At 43.5% G+C, this 14,201-nt stretch carries 13 protein-coding genes; 2 read left to right on the plus strand and 11 right to left on the minus strand.

What is annotated here, in order from left to right:
• Positions 1-148 precede the first annotated feature (148 nt).
• From SLU01_RS01255 to yneA, 3 genes are all read right to left on the minus strand, one after another.
• Positions 149-382: a DUF896 domain-containing protein gene (locus tag SLU01_RS01255; RefSeq protein ID WP_147054507.1), complete on the minus strand. Its 234-nt coding sequence runs from the start codon at positions 380-382 to the stop codon at positions 149-151.
• Between the two features lie 93 nt (positions 383-475).
• Positions 476-1,141 (minus strand): YneB family resolvase-like protein, encoded by a 666-nt coding sequence (locus tag SLU01_RS01260; protein ID WP_147054509.1) that lies wholly within the window; start codon positions 1,139-1,141, stop codon positions 476-478.
• On the minus strand, positions 1,138-1,446 hold the full coding sequence (gene yneA, locus SLU01_RS01265; protein WP_170232545.1) for a cell division suppressor protein YneA: 309 nt from the start codon (positions 1,444-1,446) through the stop codon (positions 1,138-1,140). Before yneA ends, SLU01_RS01260 begins: the two co-directional genes overlap by 4 nt.
• 198 nt (positions 1,447-1,644) lie before the next feature.
• On the opposite strand from yneA, the gene lexA reads away from it, so the two are divergent.
• Positions 1,645-2,265, plus strand: coding sequence for a transcriptional repressor LexA (lexA, locus tag SLU01_RS01270; RefSeq protein ID WP_147054513.1), 621 nt, complete (start codon positions 1,645-1,647; stop codon positions 2,263-2,265).
• 52 nt (positions 2,266-2,317) lie between these two features.
• Here the strand turns inward: lexA and SLU01_RS01275 are convergent, their stop codons facing one another.
• Positions 2,318-3,577: a methionine gamma-lyase family protein gene (locus tag SLU01_RS01275; protein ID WP_147054901.1), complete on the minus strand. Its 1,260-nt coding sequence runs from the start codon at positions 3,575-3,577 to the stop codon at positions 2,318-2,320.
• Between the two features lie 144 nt (positions 3,578-3,721).
• Between SLU01_RS01275 and SLU01_RS01280 the strand changes: the two genes are divergently transcribed.
• Positions 3,722-4,315: a trimeric intracellular cation channel family protein gene (locus SLU01_RS01280; RefSeq protein WP_147054515.1), complete on the plus strand. Its 594-nt coding sequence runs from the start codon at positions 3,722-3,724 to the stop codon at positions 4,313-4,315.
• A 59-nt stretch (positions 4,316-4,374) separates the two neighbouring features.
• On the opposite strand, the gene hfq is transcribed toward SLU01_RS01280, so the two are convergent.
• The 7 genes from hfq to cotE form a co-directional block, all read right to left on the minus strand.
• Positions 4,375-4,599, minus strand: a complete 225-nt coding sequence (gene hfq / locus SLU01_RS01285; protein WP_147054517.1) for an RNA chaperone Hfq — start codon at positions 4,597-4,599, stop codon at positions 4,375-4,377.
• Positions 4,600-4,639: 40 nt separating this feature from the next.
• Positions 4,640-5,593: a tRNA (adenosine(37)-N6)-dimethylallyltransferase MiaA gene (gene miaA, locus SLU01_RS01290; RefSeq protein ID WP_147054519.1), complete on the minus strand. Its 954-nt coding sequence runs from the start codon at positions 5,591-5,593 to the stop codon at positions 4,640-4,642.
• Positions 5,594-7,237 carry a glycerol-3-phosphate dehydrogenase/oxidase gene (locus tag SLU01_RS01295; protein WP_147054521.1) on the minus strand — a complete coding sequence of 548 codons (1,644 nt, stop codon included), beginning with the start codon at positions 7,235-7,237 and terminating at the stop codon, positions 5,594-5,596.
• A gap of 15 nt (positions 7,238-7,252) precedes the next feature.
• A complete protein-coding gene (gene glpK, locus SLU01_RS01300; RefSeq protein ID WP_147054523.1) occupies positions 7,253-8,746 on the minus strand; it encodes a glycerol kinase GlpK in 1,494 nt (497 codons plus the stop codon).
• A 33-nt stretch (positions 8,747-8,779) separates the two neighbouring features.
• Entirely contained in the window at positions 8,780-10,645 is a 1,866-nt protein-coding gene (mutL, locus tag SLU01_RS01305; RefSeq protein WP_147054525.1) for a DNA mismatch repair endonuclease MutL, read from the minus strand.
• Between the two features lie 20 nt (positions 10,646-10,665).
• Positions 10,666-13,224: a DNA mismatch repair protein MutS gene (gene mutS / locus SLU01_RS01310; RefSeq protein WP_147054527.1), complete on the minus strand. Its 2,559-nt coding sequence runs from the start codon at positions 13,222-13,224 to the stop codon at positions 10,666-10,668.
• 356 nt (positions 13,225-13,580) lie between these two features.
• Entirely contained in the window at positions 13,581-14,129 is a 549-nt protein-coding gene (gene cotE, locus SLU01_RS01315; RefSeq protein WP_246110836.1) for an outer spore coat protein CotE, read from the minus strand.
• Positions 14,130-14,201 lie beyond the last annotated feature (72 nt).

Consider the following 14,201-nt stretch of genomic DNA (forward strand, 5'->3'; position numbering starts at 1 on the left):
GCTGGACACCTAAAAGCGGAAGGCGCTTGCTCAGATGCGACAGGCATAAGGCGAAGATGCGGCGTGGCGGTCTTTGCCACAGAGCAGCTTTGACTTATGACCCGAGCGTCTAGCGCCTGTAGCTGGACACCTAAAAGCGGAAGGCTATTTAATTCAAAAACTTCTTCGTACGTGCTTCTTTCACTTTATCCGGGGTGACGTCATTTCCTTCGGGGTCGAGCACTTTCACGTGTTCAATCGTATCTCTCATAGAAGAACGGAATGTTTCCAGGTATTCTTTCCGTAAACTCGTCTGTTCCTTTGCCTCTTCAATTGACAAACCGATTGTCTTAGACTTTTTGGACAGTTCATTAATGCGTTTTATCTTATCTGGTGTTAACATGAAATTCCTCCAATAATTTCGTACTATAGGTTCAAATGCATTGTGCATACCCTATACTTGAAGGTATACAAAAAGAACAGGAAGTGCAATCAATTAGCCTTCCTGCTCAATTTCATATTCTTTATATCGGCGGTGTACGGTCGCTTTACTTATATTATGGCCAAGCCCTCTCAAGACCCCCGCAATTTCCTCAAAAGTGAGGCCTTTTTTTCGCAATGAAACGATTTCGCTAAGCGGTACGTCAATCCTTTCCCGACCTTCCAAGTTCCCTTTATTCTTCAAATTCTTTTCAGGTCTGTAGCCTTCCCGGACTGCCCGTTTCATCCCACGCCGGATCTTGGCGTTATGTAACTTACGTTGATATTCCTCGACAATTGCCAGAATTTCAAGAAGCATCGTATCCATCTCATTTAATTTCAATGGTCCGCTGTCTCCGTTTGTAATAATTGTCGTATTCGTCTTTGCCAATAAATGAAGGATTGCGACTCTTGCATTGCCTCTGCCAAGCCTCGTTTCATCCTGGATAAGCACAACATCGACTTCTTCATCTCTCACACAGTCAAGTAAATCTAGAAGTCCCTCCCGGTCCATATCATATCCACTATGCTTTTCTTTAAAGACTTCCAGTAGAGTTAACTCCAATTCATTTGCAAGCTCCTTCAACTCTTCTTCCTGTCTTGACAAAGATGCTTCCTGTGTCTCTTTTTCTGTACTGACACGGCAATAAATAACACATGTTTTCATTTCGCTGTTTATCATTCTTCCCCTGCCAATTCTGTGATCAGCGTATCTTGCACTGGTTCGGAAGCCGGCAATTTCAGCGTTTCACCGGTTTTAATCATCGTCGTTTCCATATTGTTCAACACCATCACTTTATCGACCCATTTGCCCGGTCGTTCATTTTCTCCATATTGTTGCGCCAAAACCCATAAAGAGTCACCATCGCTTATCGTAATCTCTACAACATTATCAGTTTGCGACTTTTTTAACACACCCGCAACTGTGAATGCTGTGCAAAGAAAAATGATCAATAAAATATAACCGTATTTTTGAATAATCGCCATCATTACCCCTCCAAGAATGTTTGTTCGGAATACTTGTTCCCATTATAGGATATGAAATTTAAGAAGTCAACATTCATTCGAACCTTTGTTTGCTAATTTTCCGAACGCCTGTTATACTCTTTTTAAGGAACAAATACGGCTGGACAATAGATTCGTACATTCCTAACTATTGAATTGACTTATTGGAGGGGTGGAAAGATGAAAAAAATTTCAAAAAGACAGCAGGATATCCTTACCTTTATTAAAGATGAAGTGAAAATGAAAGGATATCCACCTTCTGTACGAGAGATCGGAGAAGCTGTCGGACTGGCTTCGAGCTCCACGGTTCATGGCCACTTAGCCCGTTTGGAAAGCAAAGGGTTCATTCGCAGGGATCCTACTAAGCCTCGAGCGATTGAAGTATTGGATCCTGAAGGACTTGATGCATTAAAATCTGGAGTCGTCCATGTGCCGCTCGTCGGTAAAGTAACAGCCGGTCTCCCTATCACTGCTATTGAAAATATTGAAGAGTACTTTCCATTGCCAGATTCATATGGAACTTCAGATGATAAGCTTTTCATGCTTGAAATTGTCGGGAATAGTATGATCGAGGCAGGAATTTTAAATGGCGATTATGTCGTCGTCAAGCAACAGCATACTGCCAATAACGGTGAAATTGTCGTTGCAATGACCGAAGAGGATGAGGCAACCGTGAAACGGTTCTTTAAAGAGAAGGATTATTTCCGTTTACAGCCTGAAAACGAATCGATGGAGCCGATTATCGTCAATAACGTTTCCATTCTTGGTAAAGTCGTCGGCGTCTACCGATTAATTCATTAATAAAGAGGATGTCATTTCGAGTTCACATCGAAATGACATCCTCTTTTCACATTCATTTAGGTAGTAATTCATCTTCAAACAATTTTTCGACTGAAGACATAACCGCCGCCTTAACGTGTTCGTACGTCAATCCGCCTTGCACATAAGCTGTATATGGCGGGCGGATCGGACCATCGGCCGTCAGCTCAATACTCGAGCCTTGTATGAACGTCCCTGCGGCCATGATGACATCATCGGCATATCCTGGCATATAAGATGGCTCCGGCGCGTAATGGGCGTTGATAGGTGAATTCTCTTGAATCGTCTTGCAAAAAGCAATCATCTGATCCGCACTATTGAAGTTAACTGATTGGATCAAATCAGTTCTCGTACTGGAAAAATGCGGAGTCGTATCAAATCCGAAGCTTTCAAGGAAGCCCGCAGTGAAAAGAGCGCCTTTGACAGCTTGACTGACGACATGCGGAGCAAGAAAGAAACCTTGGTACATTTCCAGCAGCGTATCCAGTGAAGCACCTGCTTCTGCTCCGATTCCGGGTGAAGTCATGCGATAAGCACATTTCTTTATTAGATCTGCCCGCCCAGCGATATATCCACCAGTCCTTGCCAAACCCCCGCCCGGATTTTTTATGAGCGAGCCAGCCATAAGGTCTGCACCCACTTCAAGGGGCTCCATCTTCTCTACAAACTCACCGTAGCAATTATCGACGAATACTACGATATCAGGGTTGATCCCTTTAATGAAGCGCACCATCTCTCCGATTTCCTCGACTGTAAAGGATGGTCGGTCTGAGTACCCTTTTGAACGTTGGATACCTACCATTTTCGTTTTCGGCTGGATATTCTTCTTCACTTCTTTGAAATCGACAGATCCATCTTCGTTCAAATCAATATGCTTATAGGTAATTCCATAATCACTAAGTGACCCCGTATCTTCTCCATTTCCTGAAACGATGGATTCCAGCGTATCATATGGTTTCCCTGTCATATAAAGGAGTTCGTCGCCCGGTCGCAGTACGCCAAATAAACTGAGCGATATGGCATGCGTACCTGAAATGATTTGGTTTCGCACTAGACATTGTTCCGCTCCAAAAACATCTGCATACACTTGTTCGAGTACATCCCGTCCGCTGTCATCATATCCATATCCTGTCGAGCCTGTTAGATGAAAATCGCTAACCATGTTCTTTCGAAACGCTGATAGTACTTTTCTTTGGTTGAAAAACGCAATGCGATTCACCTTGTTAAAATAAGGGGAAAGCGTTTGTTCTATTTCTTCAGCCCTTGTTTCAATTTCAGTCGTAAATTCATGCATCATTTTTTATCCTCTTTCCTACAAATAGTCACTACATTATCTTATCAGTCTGCAGAAATAGGTCAATGAGAAACAATCGATATGAACACTTTCAAAATGATTTGGTATACTAGGTTGGTATTTGACTTAAGGAGGAGCAGCTTCATGGCTTGGGAAGTTTTTAGTTTCATTGGTACAGCAGCTTTTGCAATTTCAGGGGCCTTGGTTGCTATGGAAGAGGAATATGATATTTTCGGAGTATACATTTTAGGGATGGTGACAGCTTTCGGTGGAGGGGCGGTCAGAAACGTCTTAATCGGGATTCCGGTCTCCGTCTTATGGGATCAAAACTTCCTATTCATTGTCGCATCCATTTTAATAACGTTCTTTTTCTTTTTTTCTAAATCAATCCTTACTCATTGGAACCGGTGGGGCACGTATTTTGATGCTATTGGATTGGCCGCGTTCGCTATACAAGGCGCATTACTCGCCGTCAATATGAATATGTCCCTTTTCGCCATCATGGTAGCTGCCGTATTGACCGGGGCGGGTGGCGGTGTGATTCGGGATGTGCTAGCGGGCAGACGTCCACTAATCTTTAAGAAAGATATTTATGCCGTTTGGGCTGCAGCAGCAGGACTCGTTGTCGGCGTCGGCCTTTATCGATATGATTTAGCACTCTATGCGCTGCTGATAGCGGTAGCGACACTTAGGATCCTATCCTATCATAATCAATGGAGATTACCACAAGGCAAGTAAGGGGCCAGACGAAAAAAAGGAACAGGATTGGATGCCTGTTCCTTCGTTGGGTCTTCGAATTACTCCGCTTCTTTTAAAAGAACCGGCTTTGCTGGTACATACGTTGAAATCGCATGTTTGTAAATCAATTGCTGCTTTCCATCCGATTCAAGTAGAACAGTGTAATTATCGTATGATTTGATAAGACCTTTCAATTGAAAACCGTTCAGCAGAAAAACAGTGACAAATGTATTGTTTTTCCGTAAAGAGTTCAAAAATACTTCTTGCATATTACCTTGTGACATACACCCCAGCCTCCAATTGCTCTATATTTCTATTGCTCCATTACATATTCGATTTATCCGATTGAAAATCCTTCAAAATTGATAAAATTCCATCTATCATTTTTTCTTTCGCTAAAAGTGCGTCGAACCAGCTGATGTCCATCTTATTTCTAAAATAGGTCATTTGCCGTTTTGCATAATGGCGTGTGTTTTTTTTGATCAAATCGGCCGTTTCCTCAATCGTCAACGTACGCTCAAAGTATTGATGGAATTCTTTATACCCAATAGCCTGTACTGACTGAACGTTGCGGATCCCCTTGTCCCATAGCATTCTCGCTTCATCCTGCAAACCTTCTTGAAGCATAATGTCCACCCTGCGATCAATCCGCTCATAAAGAATTTCCCTATCCAAGTCCAAGCCGACAATCAAGTGATCATAAACGGCTGTTTTTCCTTTTCCTTGTTCGTGGTCGTTCTTCGTTTTACCCGTCACTTCAATGATTTCAAGTGCACGTATAAGTCTACGATGATTGTTTGGATGAATTTTTTCAGCACTTTGCGGATCGATTTGTCGTAACCGTTCGTATAAACGCTCTGCCCCGCCATCCATTGAGAGTTCAGATTCCAATGAGCGTCTTACTTCCTCATCGGATGCCTCTTCTGTAAATCTGAAATCGAAAATGACCGACTGGATATATAACCCCGTGCCGCCGACAAGGATGGGCTGTTTTCCCCTCTTTATGATGTCGTCGATGCAATTTCTCACTTCAGTCTGGTATTCTGCAACAGAAAATGTCTCGCTCGGATCCTTTATATCGAAAAGATGGTGCGGGACCCCCCTCTTTTCTTCTTCTGTTATTTTCGCAGTCCCAATATCGAGTCCCTTATACACTTGCATCGCATCTCCGTTAATGACCTCGCCATCCAGCATTTGTGCCAGTTCGACGCTCAATGCGGTTTTTCCTGATGCCGTCGGTCCGACAATTGCAAGGACTCTTGTTTTCTCGTCAATCATTTATTTACCCAATCCTTCAGCTTCTTTAATATGTTTTTCCAATTGCATGAGATACTGTTCTTTGTTCTTATCGCTGTAAGAAAGAATTTTGCCCATAAAATCCGTCACTGCCTCTTTATAAAGTTTGACATAACCAATATTAAAATAAAGGTCACCTTTCCTGCGAATGAAAAAGTCGGATGGTGTCATTGCCATTTCATAATGGATTGCATAAAGCACTTCAGCCTTCCATATGCGCGGTAATATGCCCTCATCATTTGATAATGCACTAAAATAATTGTAGAGCAAGTCAACATTCGTTCCATATAGCGAGGCAAGTCTTCGTCCTTCTTCCTTCGTAAGGCCGAAAAGCACCGCTTCGTTGGATTTACTTTCAAGGAATGCATTGAATTGTTCTTCACTGTCGAAATCCCCACCGGATAACGGAAGATGTTCTGTTAAGCACGGACCGATTGAACTAGTCGCAAGGCGATTGACAACATGGTCAATGACAGTTTCCGCCATTTTACGATAACCTGTCAATTTGCCCCCCGCGATTGTGATCAACCCAGTTCCCGCCTCCCAAATTTCATCTTTCCGTGAAATTTCGGAAGCATCTTTTCCTTCCTCGTAAATAAGCGGACGTACGCCAGCCCAAGTGGATTCGACATCCTTTCGGCGAATTGTCACTTCAGGAAACATATAATGGAGGGCTTCCAATAAATAAGTTATATCTTCTTCTGTCGCAATCGGGTTGGATTTATCATTATCATAAAAGGTATCTGTCGTGCCGACATATGCTTTATTGCCCCTCGGGATCGCAAAAACCATCCTTCCGTCAGTTGTATCAAAATAGACTGCTTGCCTTAATGGAAATACGGCTTTATCGATGACGATGTGAATACCCTTTGTCAGACGAAGACGCTTATCATTTGAGAGTTCATCCAATCCGCGCATTTCATCTACCCAAGGTCCAGTCGCATTGACAATGACAGATGCATTCATTTGCATCTCGTCTCCTGTCAGCATGTCACGCACTATGACACCGCTCACTTTTTCATTACGATCGTATTGAAACTGTTCCACTTTCATGTAATTCAAACAAAGGGCGCCTTTTTGTGCGGCTTTTTTCATGACTTCAATCGTCAATCTTGCATCGTCTGTACGATACTCCACATAATGACCTCCGCCGAGCAAGCCATCCTCGCGCAGCAACGGCTCCATATGAAGCGTCTCTTCGGCCGTCATCATTTCCCTGCGTTCTTCTTTTTTAACGCCTGCCAATTTATCGTAGACGAATAATCCTGCTGAAGTGGTCAATTTTCCGAATGTCCCGCCTTTGTGGAAAGGAAGGAGCATTCGCTCAGGTTCTGTCACATGTAACGCGTTGCGATAGACGATATCCCTTTCACGGCCAGTTTCTGCAACGATTTTTAATTCCATCTGCTTCAAGTATCGCAAACCGCCATGCACAAGCTTTGTCGATCGGCTTGAAGTGCCTGCTGCAAAATCTTGCATTTCCACTAAACCGACGGATAATCCTCGCGTTACTGCGTCAAGCGCGATTCCGGCTCCGGTTATTCCTCCTCCGATGACGAGTAGGTCAAAATGATATTCCCCCATGAACTGTTTCACTTTCGGTCTCGTGATCGATGATAACACCATTCGTTCTCCTCCTGTTCAAAGTTTGAATATCCGTGCGGCCTCGACAGCTTTCTTCCATCCTTTGTAGAGCTCATCACGCTGTTCTAATTCCATATTTGGTGTATACGCCCGTTCTTTCGCCCATAACGACTCAACGGCCTCTCTCGACTCGAAAAATCCGGTCGCGAGCCCTGCTAGATAAGCGGCGCCTAATGCAGTCGTCTCTAAATATGCTGATTGCTCCACTTCGATTTGCAAAAGATCACTTTGGAATTGCATAAGAAATTTATTCGCGACTGCTCCGCCATCAACACGCAAAATATCGATGTCAATTCCTGCATCTTTTTCCATTGTTAATAAAACATCTTTTGTTTGATACGCAAGGGATTCCAATGTCGCCCTGATAAAATGTTCCTTCTCCGTTCCGCGCGTCAGTCCGAAAACAGCACCTCTGGCATCGGAATCCCAGTATGGAGTCCCCATTCCGACAAAAGCAGGCACTACATATACGCCATCCGTGGAAGCAATACGTGTGGAATACATCTCCGAATCTCCCGCTTTCTGGATCATCCGCATACTATCTCTTAACCATTGGATTGCGGAGCCTGCAACAAAAACACTGCCTTCAAGGGCATAAGTCACTTTTCCATCCAGTCCCCATGCAATTGTTGTGAGTAACCCGTTATCGGATTGGACAGGTTTTTCACCCGTATTTAAAAGCATGAAACAGCCCGTTCCATACGTATTCTTTGCCATCCCTTCATGAAAACAAGCCTGTCCGAACAAGGCGCATTGCTGGTCCCCCGCAGCTCCTGCAATCGGGATTTCTTCCCCGAAGAAGACAGATGGATCGGTATGCGCATAGATTTCTGACGATGATCTCACTTCAGGCAGCATCGACATAGGGATATCCATCATTTCACAAAGCTCTTTGTCCCAAGCAAGCTCATTAATATTATAGAGCATTGTCCTTGAAGCATTTGAATAATCAGTGACATGGACTTTGCCTTCCGACAACTTCCAAATCAGAAATGAATCGATCGTACCGAAAAGCAATTCCCCTTTTTCGGCCCGTTCTCTTGCGCCCTCCACTTCATCCAAAACCCATTTCACTTTCGTACCTGAGAAATATGGATCAAGCTGGAGACCCGTCTTTTTACGGATTGTTTCTTCCATGCCCTTTGCGCGCAAATCATCGACAATCGATTGGGTTTGCCTTGACTGCCATACGATGGCATTATAGACCGGTTGACCTGTGCTTTTATCCCATACGACAGCCGTTTCACGTTGGTTTGTAATGCCGATGCCGTCAATGTCGTTCGGTTGATGCCCGCTTTCTGTCAAAACGGATGCGATAACGGATAATACCGAACCCCATATTTCATTGGCATTATGTTCGACCCAACCCGGTTTAGGAAAGATTTGGCTGAATTCTCGTTGAGCTGAATGGACGAGTTCCCCTTTTTTATTGAAAAGAATCGCTCGTGTACTCGTCGTTCCTTGGTCAATCGATAAAATAAATTCTCCCATTCCATTCTTCACTCCCTTTGTTTAACAGCTAGACTACATTACTCGTTTAAACATTTTTTCAATCTCATACGTCGAAAAATGGATAAGTACTGGTCTTCCATGCGGACATGTGTAAGGATTTTCTGCCAATGATAAATCATGAAGCAGTTTTTCCATATCCGAAAACGTTAAATAATGGTTCGCTTTTATGGATTTCTTACAGCTCATCATGATTGCAGTTTCTTCACGCAGCTTCCCGATATCCGCTTTTCTTGTTTTCAACACTTGCTCTATCAACTCTTCGATAAGCGCAGAGGCTTCTCCTGCCGGAAACCAAGCCGGATATTCTTTCACTGTATAAGAGGAAGGGCCGAATTCTTCGAGAAATACACCAACGTCATTCAAGGCTTGTTTGTTCTCTTCAATCTTCACTATTTCGTCACTGGAGTAATGGAAAATGAGCGGCATTAAAAGCATTTGCCTTTCGTCTATTTCCACATTGCTTAATTTATCCCTGAAAAATTCATATTTGATGCGCTCTTGTGCCGCATGTTGATCGATCATGTAAAATCCGTCTTCGTTCTGCGCAACGATATACGTACCGTGTACTTGGCCAACTGGCACAAGTGCCGGGAATCTCTTTTCAGGCATCTCCGTCGGCTGTTGGACGACCTCTTCTTGACTTTCCATCACTTTTTCAGGTTGCGGTGTATATACGGGTTCTTGTCTAGCCGGACTACTATCCAGTTCCTTCCTAGCCGGATCAGTAGAAGTTGGCTGGATCGGTGTCTTTTCAACATAGTTTTCTCTCACCGGTTTTGTTTCACCGCTACGTTCTGTCCTTTCCCTAGATGGCGGGAATTCATTCCAAATTGTAACTTGCTCAGAAGGTTGCTTTTTAATGGGGTCTTTTTTGATTGCGTCCGGCACGATGATTGCCCGTTTTACTGCTTCATGAACTGATGATTTTATAAGCGACAGCAATTCGCCTTCCTTGCTAAGCCGAATATGCTGTTTAGCCGGATGGACGTTGACATCAGTCAGAAATGGATCGGTTTCTACGTTGATGACTGCAACCGGATAACGTCCGATTGGCAAGTACGTATGTAATCCGTTTAAGACCGCGTCGTTCGAAGCATAGCTTTTCACCCATCTTCCGTTAACGATATGAGTCATATAGTTTTTTGAAGCTCTCGTCATTTCCGGCAGTGTCACATACCCATTCACTTTGAAATCCGCATTTTCTCCATTAAAAGGTACCATTTTACGCGCTACAGCCGGACCGTAAATATCATTCAACACTCTTTGTTGGTCACCGTTGCCCGACGTTTGGAGGATCGTTTGGCTATGATGGGACAGTTTGAACGCGATATGCGGATGACTGAGGGCAAGACGGTTTACGAGATCAATCGTATGTCCGAGCTCTGTTTGGATTGTTTTCATATATTTTAATCTTGCTGGGGTGTTATAAAAAAGTTGTGCCACCGTCATATCAGTCCCTTTTCGAAAAGCTGCGTCGGACTCTTTCAGAATAACGCCGCCTTCGATTTGGACTTCGGTGCCTTCTGTTTCTCCATCTGAAGTCCATAGGCTAATTTTTGAAACAGAAGCGATACTTGCGAGCGCTTCTCCCCTAAACCCTAACGTTCTGATTCTGAACAGATCACGTTCATTTGAAATTTTGCTTGTGGCGTGACGTTCAAACGCGAGGACAGCATCATGGCGTGACATACCTTTTCCATTGTCAGTCACTCGGATAGAGGTGAGCCCCGCTTCTTCTAATGCAATTTCAATCGAAGTGCTTTCTGCATCGATTGAATTTTCGACGAGTTCTTTGACGATGGATGAGGGTCTTTCGACAACTTCACCCGCTGCAATCTTATTGGATAATGAATCATCCATCACTGAAATGATGTCCATTTGAATCCCTCCTCGAATCGTTATTGTTTAAGTTGTTTTTGCCAATCAAGGATGAGTTGCATTGCTTGCATTGGTGTGAGGTTCATCAAGTCGGCTTGCTTCATATCCTCAAGGACGGATTTATCTGTTTCGGTCATTGTGTCCTGTTCCTCTTGCAAATCAAAGAACGATAATTGCTCATTGCTTGTATCCGTAATTGTTGTTTGTTCTGCATTTTCGAAAGCGTCCAACAATGTTTTGGCGCGAACGACGATGGAGTCAGGGAGACCTGCGAGTTGTGCCACATGGATTCCGTAGCTTTTATCCGCCGCTCCAGCCATCACTTTATGAAGGAAGACAACTCTTCCTTCTCTTTCCATTGCTGCTACATGAACATTCACTAAACGGTTCAATTCCGCATCGAGTTTGGTCAGTTCGTGATAATGTGTTGAGAATAGCGTATTTGCGCCGATTTCATCATGGATGAATTCCATCATTGCTTGGGCGAGCGACATACCGTCGTACGTCGAAGTCCCTCTGCCGATTTCATCGAATAATAAAAGGCTTTTATCGGTTGCGTTTGCAATGGCATTTCTCGATTCCATCATTTCCATCATAAATGTACTTTGCCCAGAGGCAAGATCATCGGCGGCTCCGATTCTCGTAAATATTTGATCAGTTACCGGAAGTTTTGCATATTCGCACGGTACATAACAACCGATTTGAGCCATAATGACTGTCAAAGCAACTTGGCGCATGAATGTGCTTTTTCCCGACATATTCGGTCCGGTGATCAATAACATATTTGCATCCTCGGCAAGCGTGCAGCTATTGGGAACATATAAGGAATGATCCATCATTTTCTCGACAACAGGATGTCGGCCATTTTTAATTTCCAATGCCCGTCCGTCATGGAATTCCGGTTTTACGAATCGATACTTTTCAGACACAGTTGCAAAAGAAAGGAGCACATCCAGTTCAGAGAGGACACTCGCTAATTGCTGCACCCTGCGGATATGGGTTTTGAGCTCATCTCGGACAGTGCAAAATAACGTATATTCCAAGTCTTGGCCTTCCGCTTCTGCGTTCAGAATCAATTCTTCTTTTTCTTTTAGCTCTGATGTAATATATCGCTCCGCATTTGCTAGCGTCTGCTTCCTTTCATAGCGTGTTAAATCTGCTAGATGGACATTTGACTTTGTAATTTCAATATAATAACCGAAGATGCGATTATAACCGATTTTCAAAGACTTGATGCCAGTTCGTTCCCGTTCATCACGCTCAAGTCCTGCGAGCCATTCCTTCCCATTCCTTGATGCATCCCGGTACTGATCCAGTTTTTCATTGTAGCCATCTTTAATGATGCCGCCTTCTTTGACAGATAGGGGTGGATTTTCGGCAATTGACGCTTCCAAGAGATCAAGTGCCTCAACACATGGATCCAATTGTTCAGAGAAGCGTTCAAGACGCTTATGACCCGATTGAAGAAGTGCGTCTTTCAAGTAAGGTACGCACCGTAACGAATTTCGCAATTGAGCAAGATCCCTGCCGCTGGCACTTCCCATTGAGATCCTTCCTGACAGCCGTTCAAGATCGTAAACTTCCTTCAATGATGATTTCAGTTCATCCCGCAGAAAATAATTCTCGATCAAATCAGATACGATTGTCAATCGATCCTCAATAGCCGGCTTGTCCGCAAGTGGCTGGTGAATCCATATCCTCATTTTCCTTGCGCCCATTGCCGTTGCGGTTTCATCCAACAGCCAAAATAAGGTTCCTTCTTTGCTACCGTTGCGAATTGATTGAACAAGTTCCAAGTTGCGCATCGAATTTGCATCGATGGAAAGTTTACCTGATTTTTGTATGTACTCAAAAGGTCGTAAATGATCAAGTGAAGATTTTTGTGTGCGCTTTAAATAGGAAACAAGAATTTCACAAGCCTCGGTCATATCACTTGGAATCGTTGAAACTAGACCATCCGTACTCTTCTTCGCATCTCCATCTTCCATCGAAAGAACAATATCCCTTTTAGCCATTCCTTCATTCAAAGCGATATGAAGTCGTTCCCGTACGACAATCTCTTTCATCCCTAACGCTTCAATTTCGCCAATTAAGGTTCTTTCATCCCCAGAAACGATTTCTGCTTTTCCTTCTCCAGTAGCTAGGTCAACATAAGCGAGCGCATAACGTCCTTCATCCAACTGGTCGGCAGCACCGATGAAGTGGTTGGCATTGGCGTCAATCGTTTTTCCTTCGGTGATCGTTCCAGGAGTGACAACCTTGACGACTTCCCTCCTGACAATCCCTTTTGCAGCTCTGGGATCTTCCGTCTGCTCACAAATTGCCACTTTATGGCCTTTCTGGACAAGTGTTTCAATGTAACCTTCAGCAGAATGGAATGGCACACCACACATCGGGATTTTATCTGTACTTCCCCCGTCTCTACTCGTCAATGTAATTTCAAGGATATTGGATGCTTCAATTGCATCATTGAAAAACATCTCATAGAAGTCTCCTAATCGGAAAAATAGAAATGCATCGTCATATTCAGATTTCACTTGCAAGTATTGTTGAATCATTGGTGTATAAGTAGTAGTCATCTTTATCCCCACAGTATTTTAGTTTTCTCCTATTATAACAAAACATGATGCGACAAAGTATCAAAGCGGGATATCTCAATTATGGAAATGATTATTTGTTGAAGAACCAACAGCTATACGAGGGAATATATAAATTGTTTTAAACTTGTTCTAGGATTGGAACGGAAGGCGGCGACTCCTGCGGGAATAGCATGAGCTGAAGACCCCGCAACGAAGCGAAGCGAAGTGAGGAGGCTGAAGCCATGCCCGCGGAAAGCGTCCGCCTGAAGTGGAAATCCGGGTTTTGATATTTTAATTCAAAATACATAGTACTAGATGATTTTTAGACAAAGAAAAAAGCCGGGTGCTTATCCGGCTTAAAACGGACGTGAATCTTTTCCTTTGTCCTCATGATGCTTATCTTCAGTTGCTTTGTTGTGATGATCATGCCCGTGATGGGATGATGATTCGTCCTTGAATGACCATTCTTCCTCAAATTGGTGAGGATGGACAGTAATGCATACCTTTGTCTCTCCAACGACTTCTGCAACCAACTCCCTTTCCACTTTGATGATAAATTTTTCTCCGCATTCAGAGATGAGTGCTTCCGTACAATTCGGGTGCTGGACGACATTTACAATAATTTCTTCTTGACCTGAAACTGGCTCATCCCGATAATGGAGCCTAATCCGATCTTTATACGGTACAGTTTCGGAGTAAACGGAAGTCTTTGAATGGTCATGATGCGAATACCAGACGTTGACATCAAATTTACCAGTGACTTCAATGTATTTCCCTACTTTTTTCGCATGATGTGTGTGGTTGATCACCCAACAGCCTAAAATGCTGGATGGATTATTCGGTGGCTTCAGTGTTACATCCGATTCCGTCCGCTTTTTCCCTTTTGCGATGACTGCCTTCGTCACGATTTGCCGTAAATTCTTCAGTTCATTTCCTCCTTCATTGACTTCTATGTATCCTATGCAACATACGCCCAG

Origin of the sequence: Sporosarcina luteola, from assembly GCF_007991495.1 — a bacterium.
GTDB classification, from domain to species: domain Bacteria; phylum Bacillota; class Bacilli; order Bacillales_A; family Planococcaceae; genus Sporosarcina; species Sporosarcina luteola.

Excerpts from the sequence above, each read along its gene's own strand:
- lexA (WP_147054513.1), top strand. The coding sequence starts at position 1,645 with ATGAAAAAAATTTCAAAAAGACAGCAGGATATCCTTACCTTTATTAAA.
- SLU01_RS01255 (WP_147054507.1), bottom strand. The coding sequence starts at position 382 with ATGTTAACACCAGATAAGATAAAACGCATTAATGAACTGTCCAAAAAG.
- SLU01_RS01260 (WP_147054509.1), bottom strand. The coding sequence starts at position 1,141 with ATGATAAACAGCGAAATGAAAACATGTGTTATTTATTGCCGTGTCAGT.
- hfq (WP_147054517.1), bottom strand. The coding sequence starts at position 4,599 with ATGTCACAAGGTAATATGCAAGAAGTATTTTTGAACTCTTTACGGAAA.
- glpK (WP_147054523.1), bottom strand. The coding sequence starts at position 8,746 with ATGGGAGAATTTATTTTATCGATTGACCAAGGAACGACGAGTACACGA.
- SLU01_RS01280 (WP_147054515.1), top strand. The coding sequence starts at position 3,722 with ATGGCTTGGGAAGTTTTTAGTTTCATTGGTACAGCAGCTTTTGCAATT.
- mutL (WP_147054525.1), bottom strand. The coding sequence starts at position 10,645 with ATGGACATCATTTCAGTGATGGATGATTCATTATCCAATAAGATTGCA.
- SLU01_RS01275 (WP_147054901.1), bottom strand. The coding sequence starts at position 3,577 with ATGCATGAATTTACGACTGAAATTGAAACAAGGGCTGAAGAAATAGAA.
- miaA (WP_147054519.1), bottom strand. The coding sequence starts at position 5,593 with ATGATTGACGAGAAAACAAGAGTCCTTGCAATTGTCGGACCGACGGCA.
- mutS (WP_147054527.1), bottom strand. The coding sequence starts at position 13,224 with ATGACTACTACTTATACACCAATGATTCAACAATACTTGCAAGTGAAA.
- SLU01_RS01295 (WP_147054521.1), bottom strand. The coding sequence starts at position 7,237 with ATGGTGTTATCATCGATCACGAGACCGAAAGTGAAACAGTTCATGGGG.
- yneA (WP_170232545.1), bottom strand. The coding sequence starts at position 1,446 with ATGGCGATTATTCAAAAATACGGTTATATTTTATTGATCATTTTTCTT.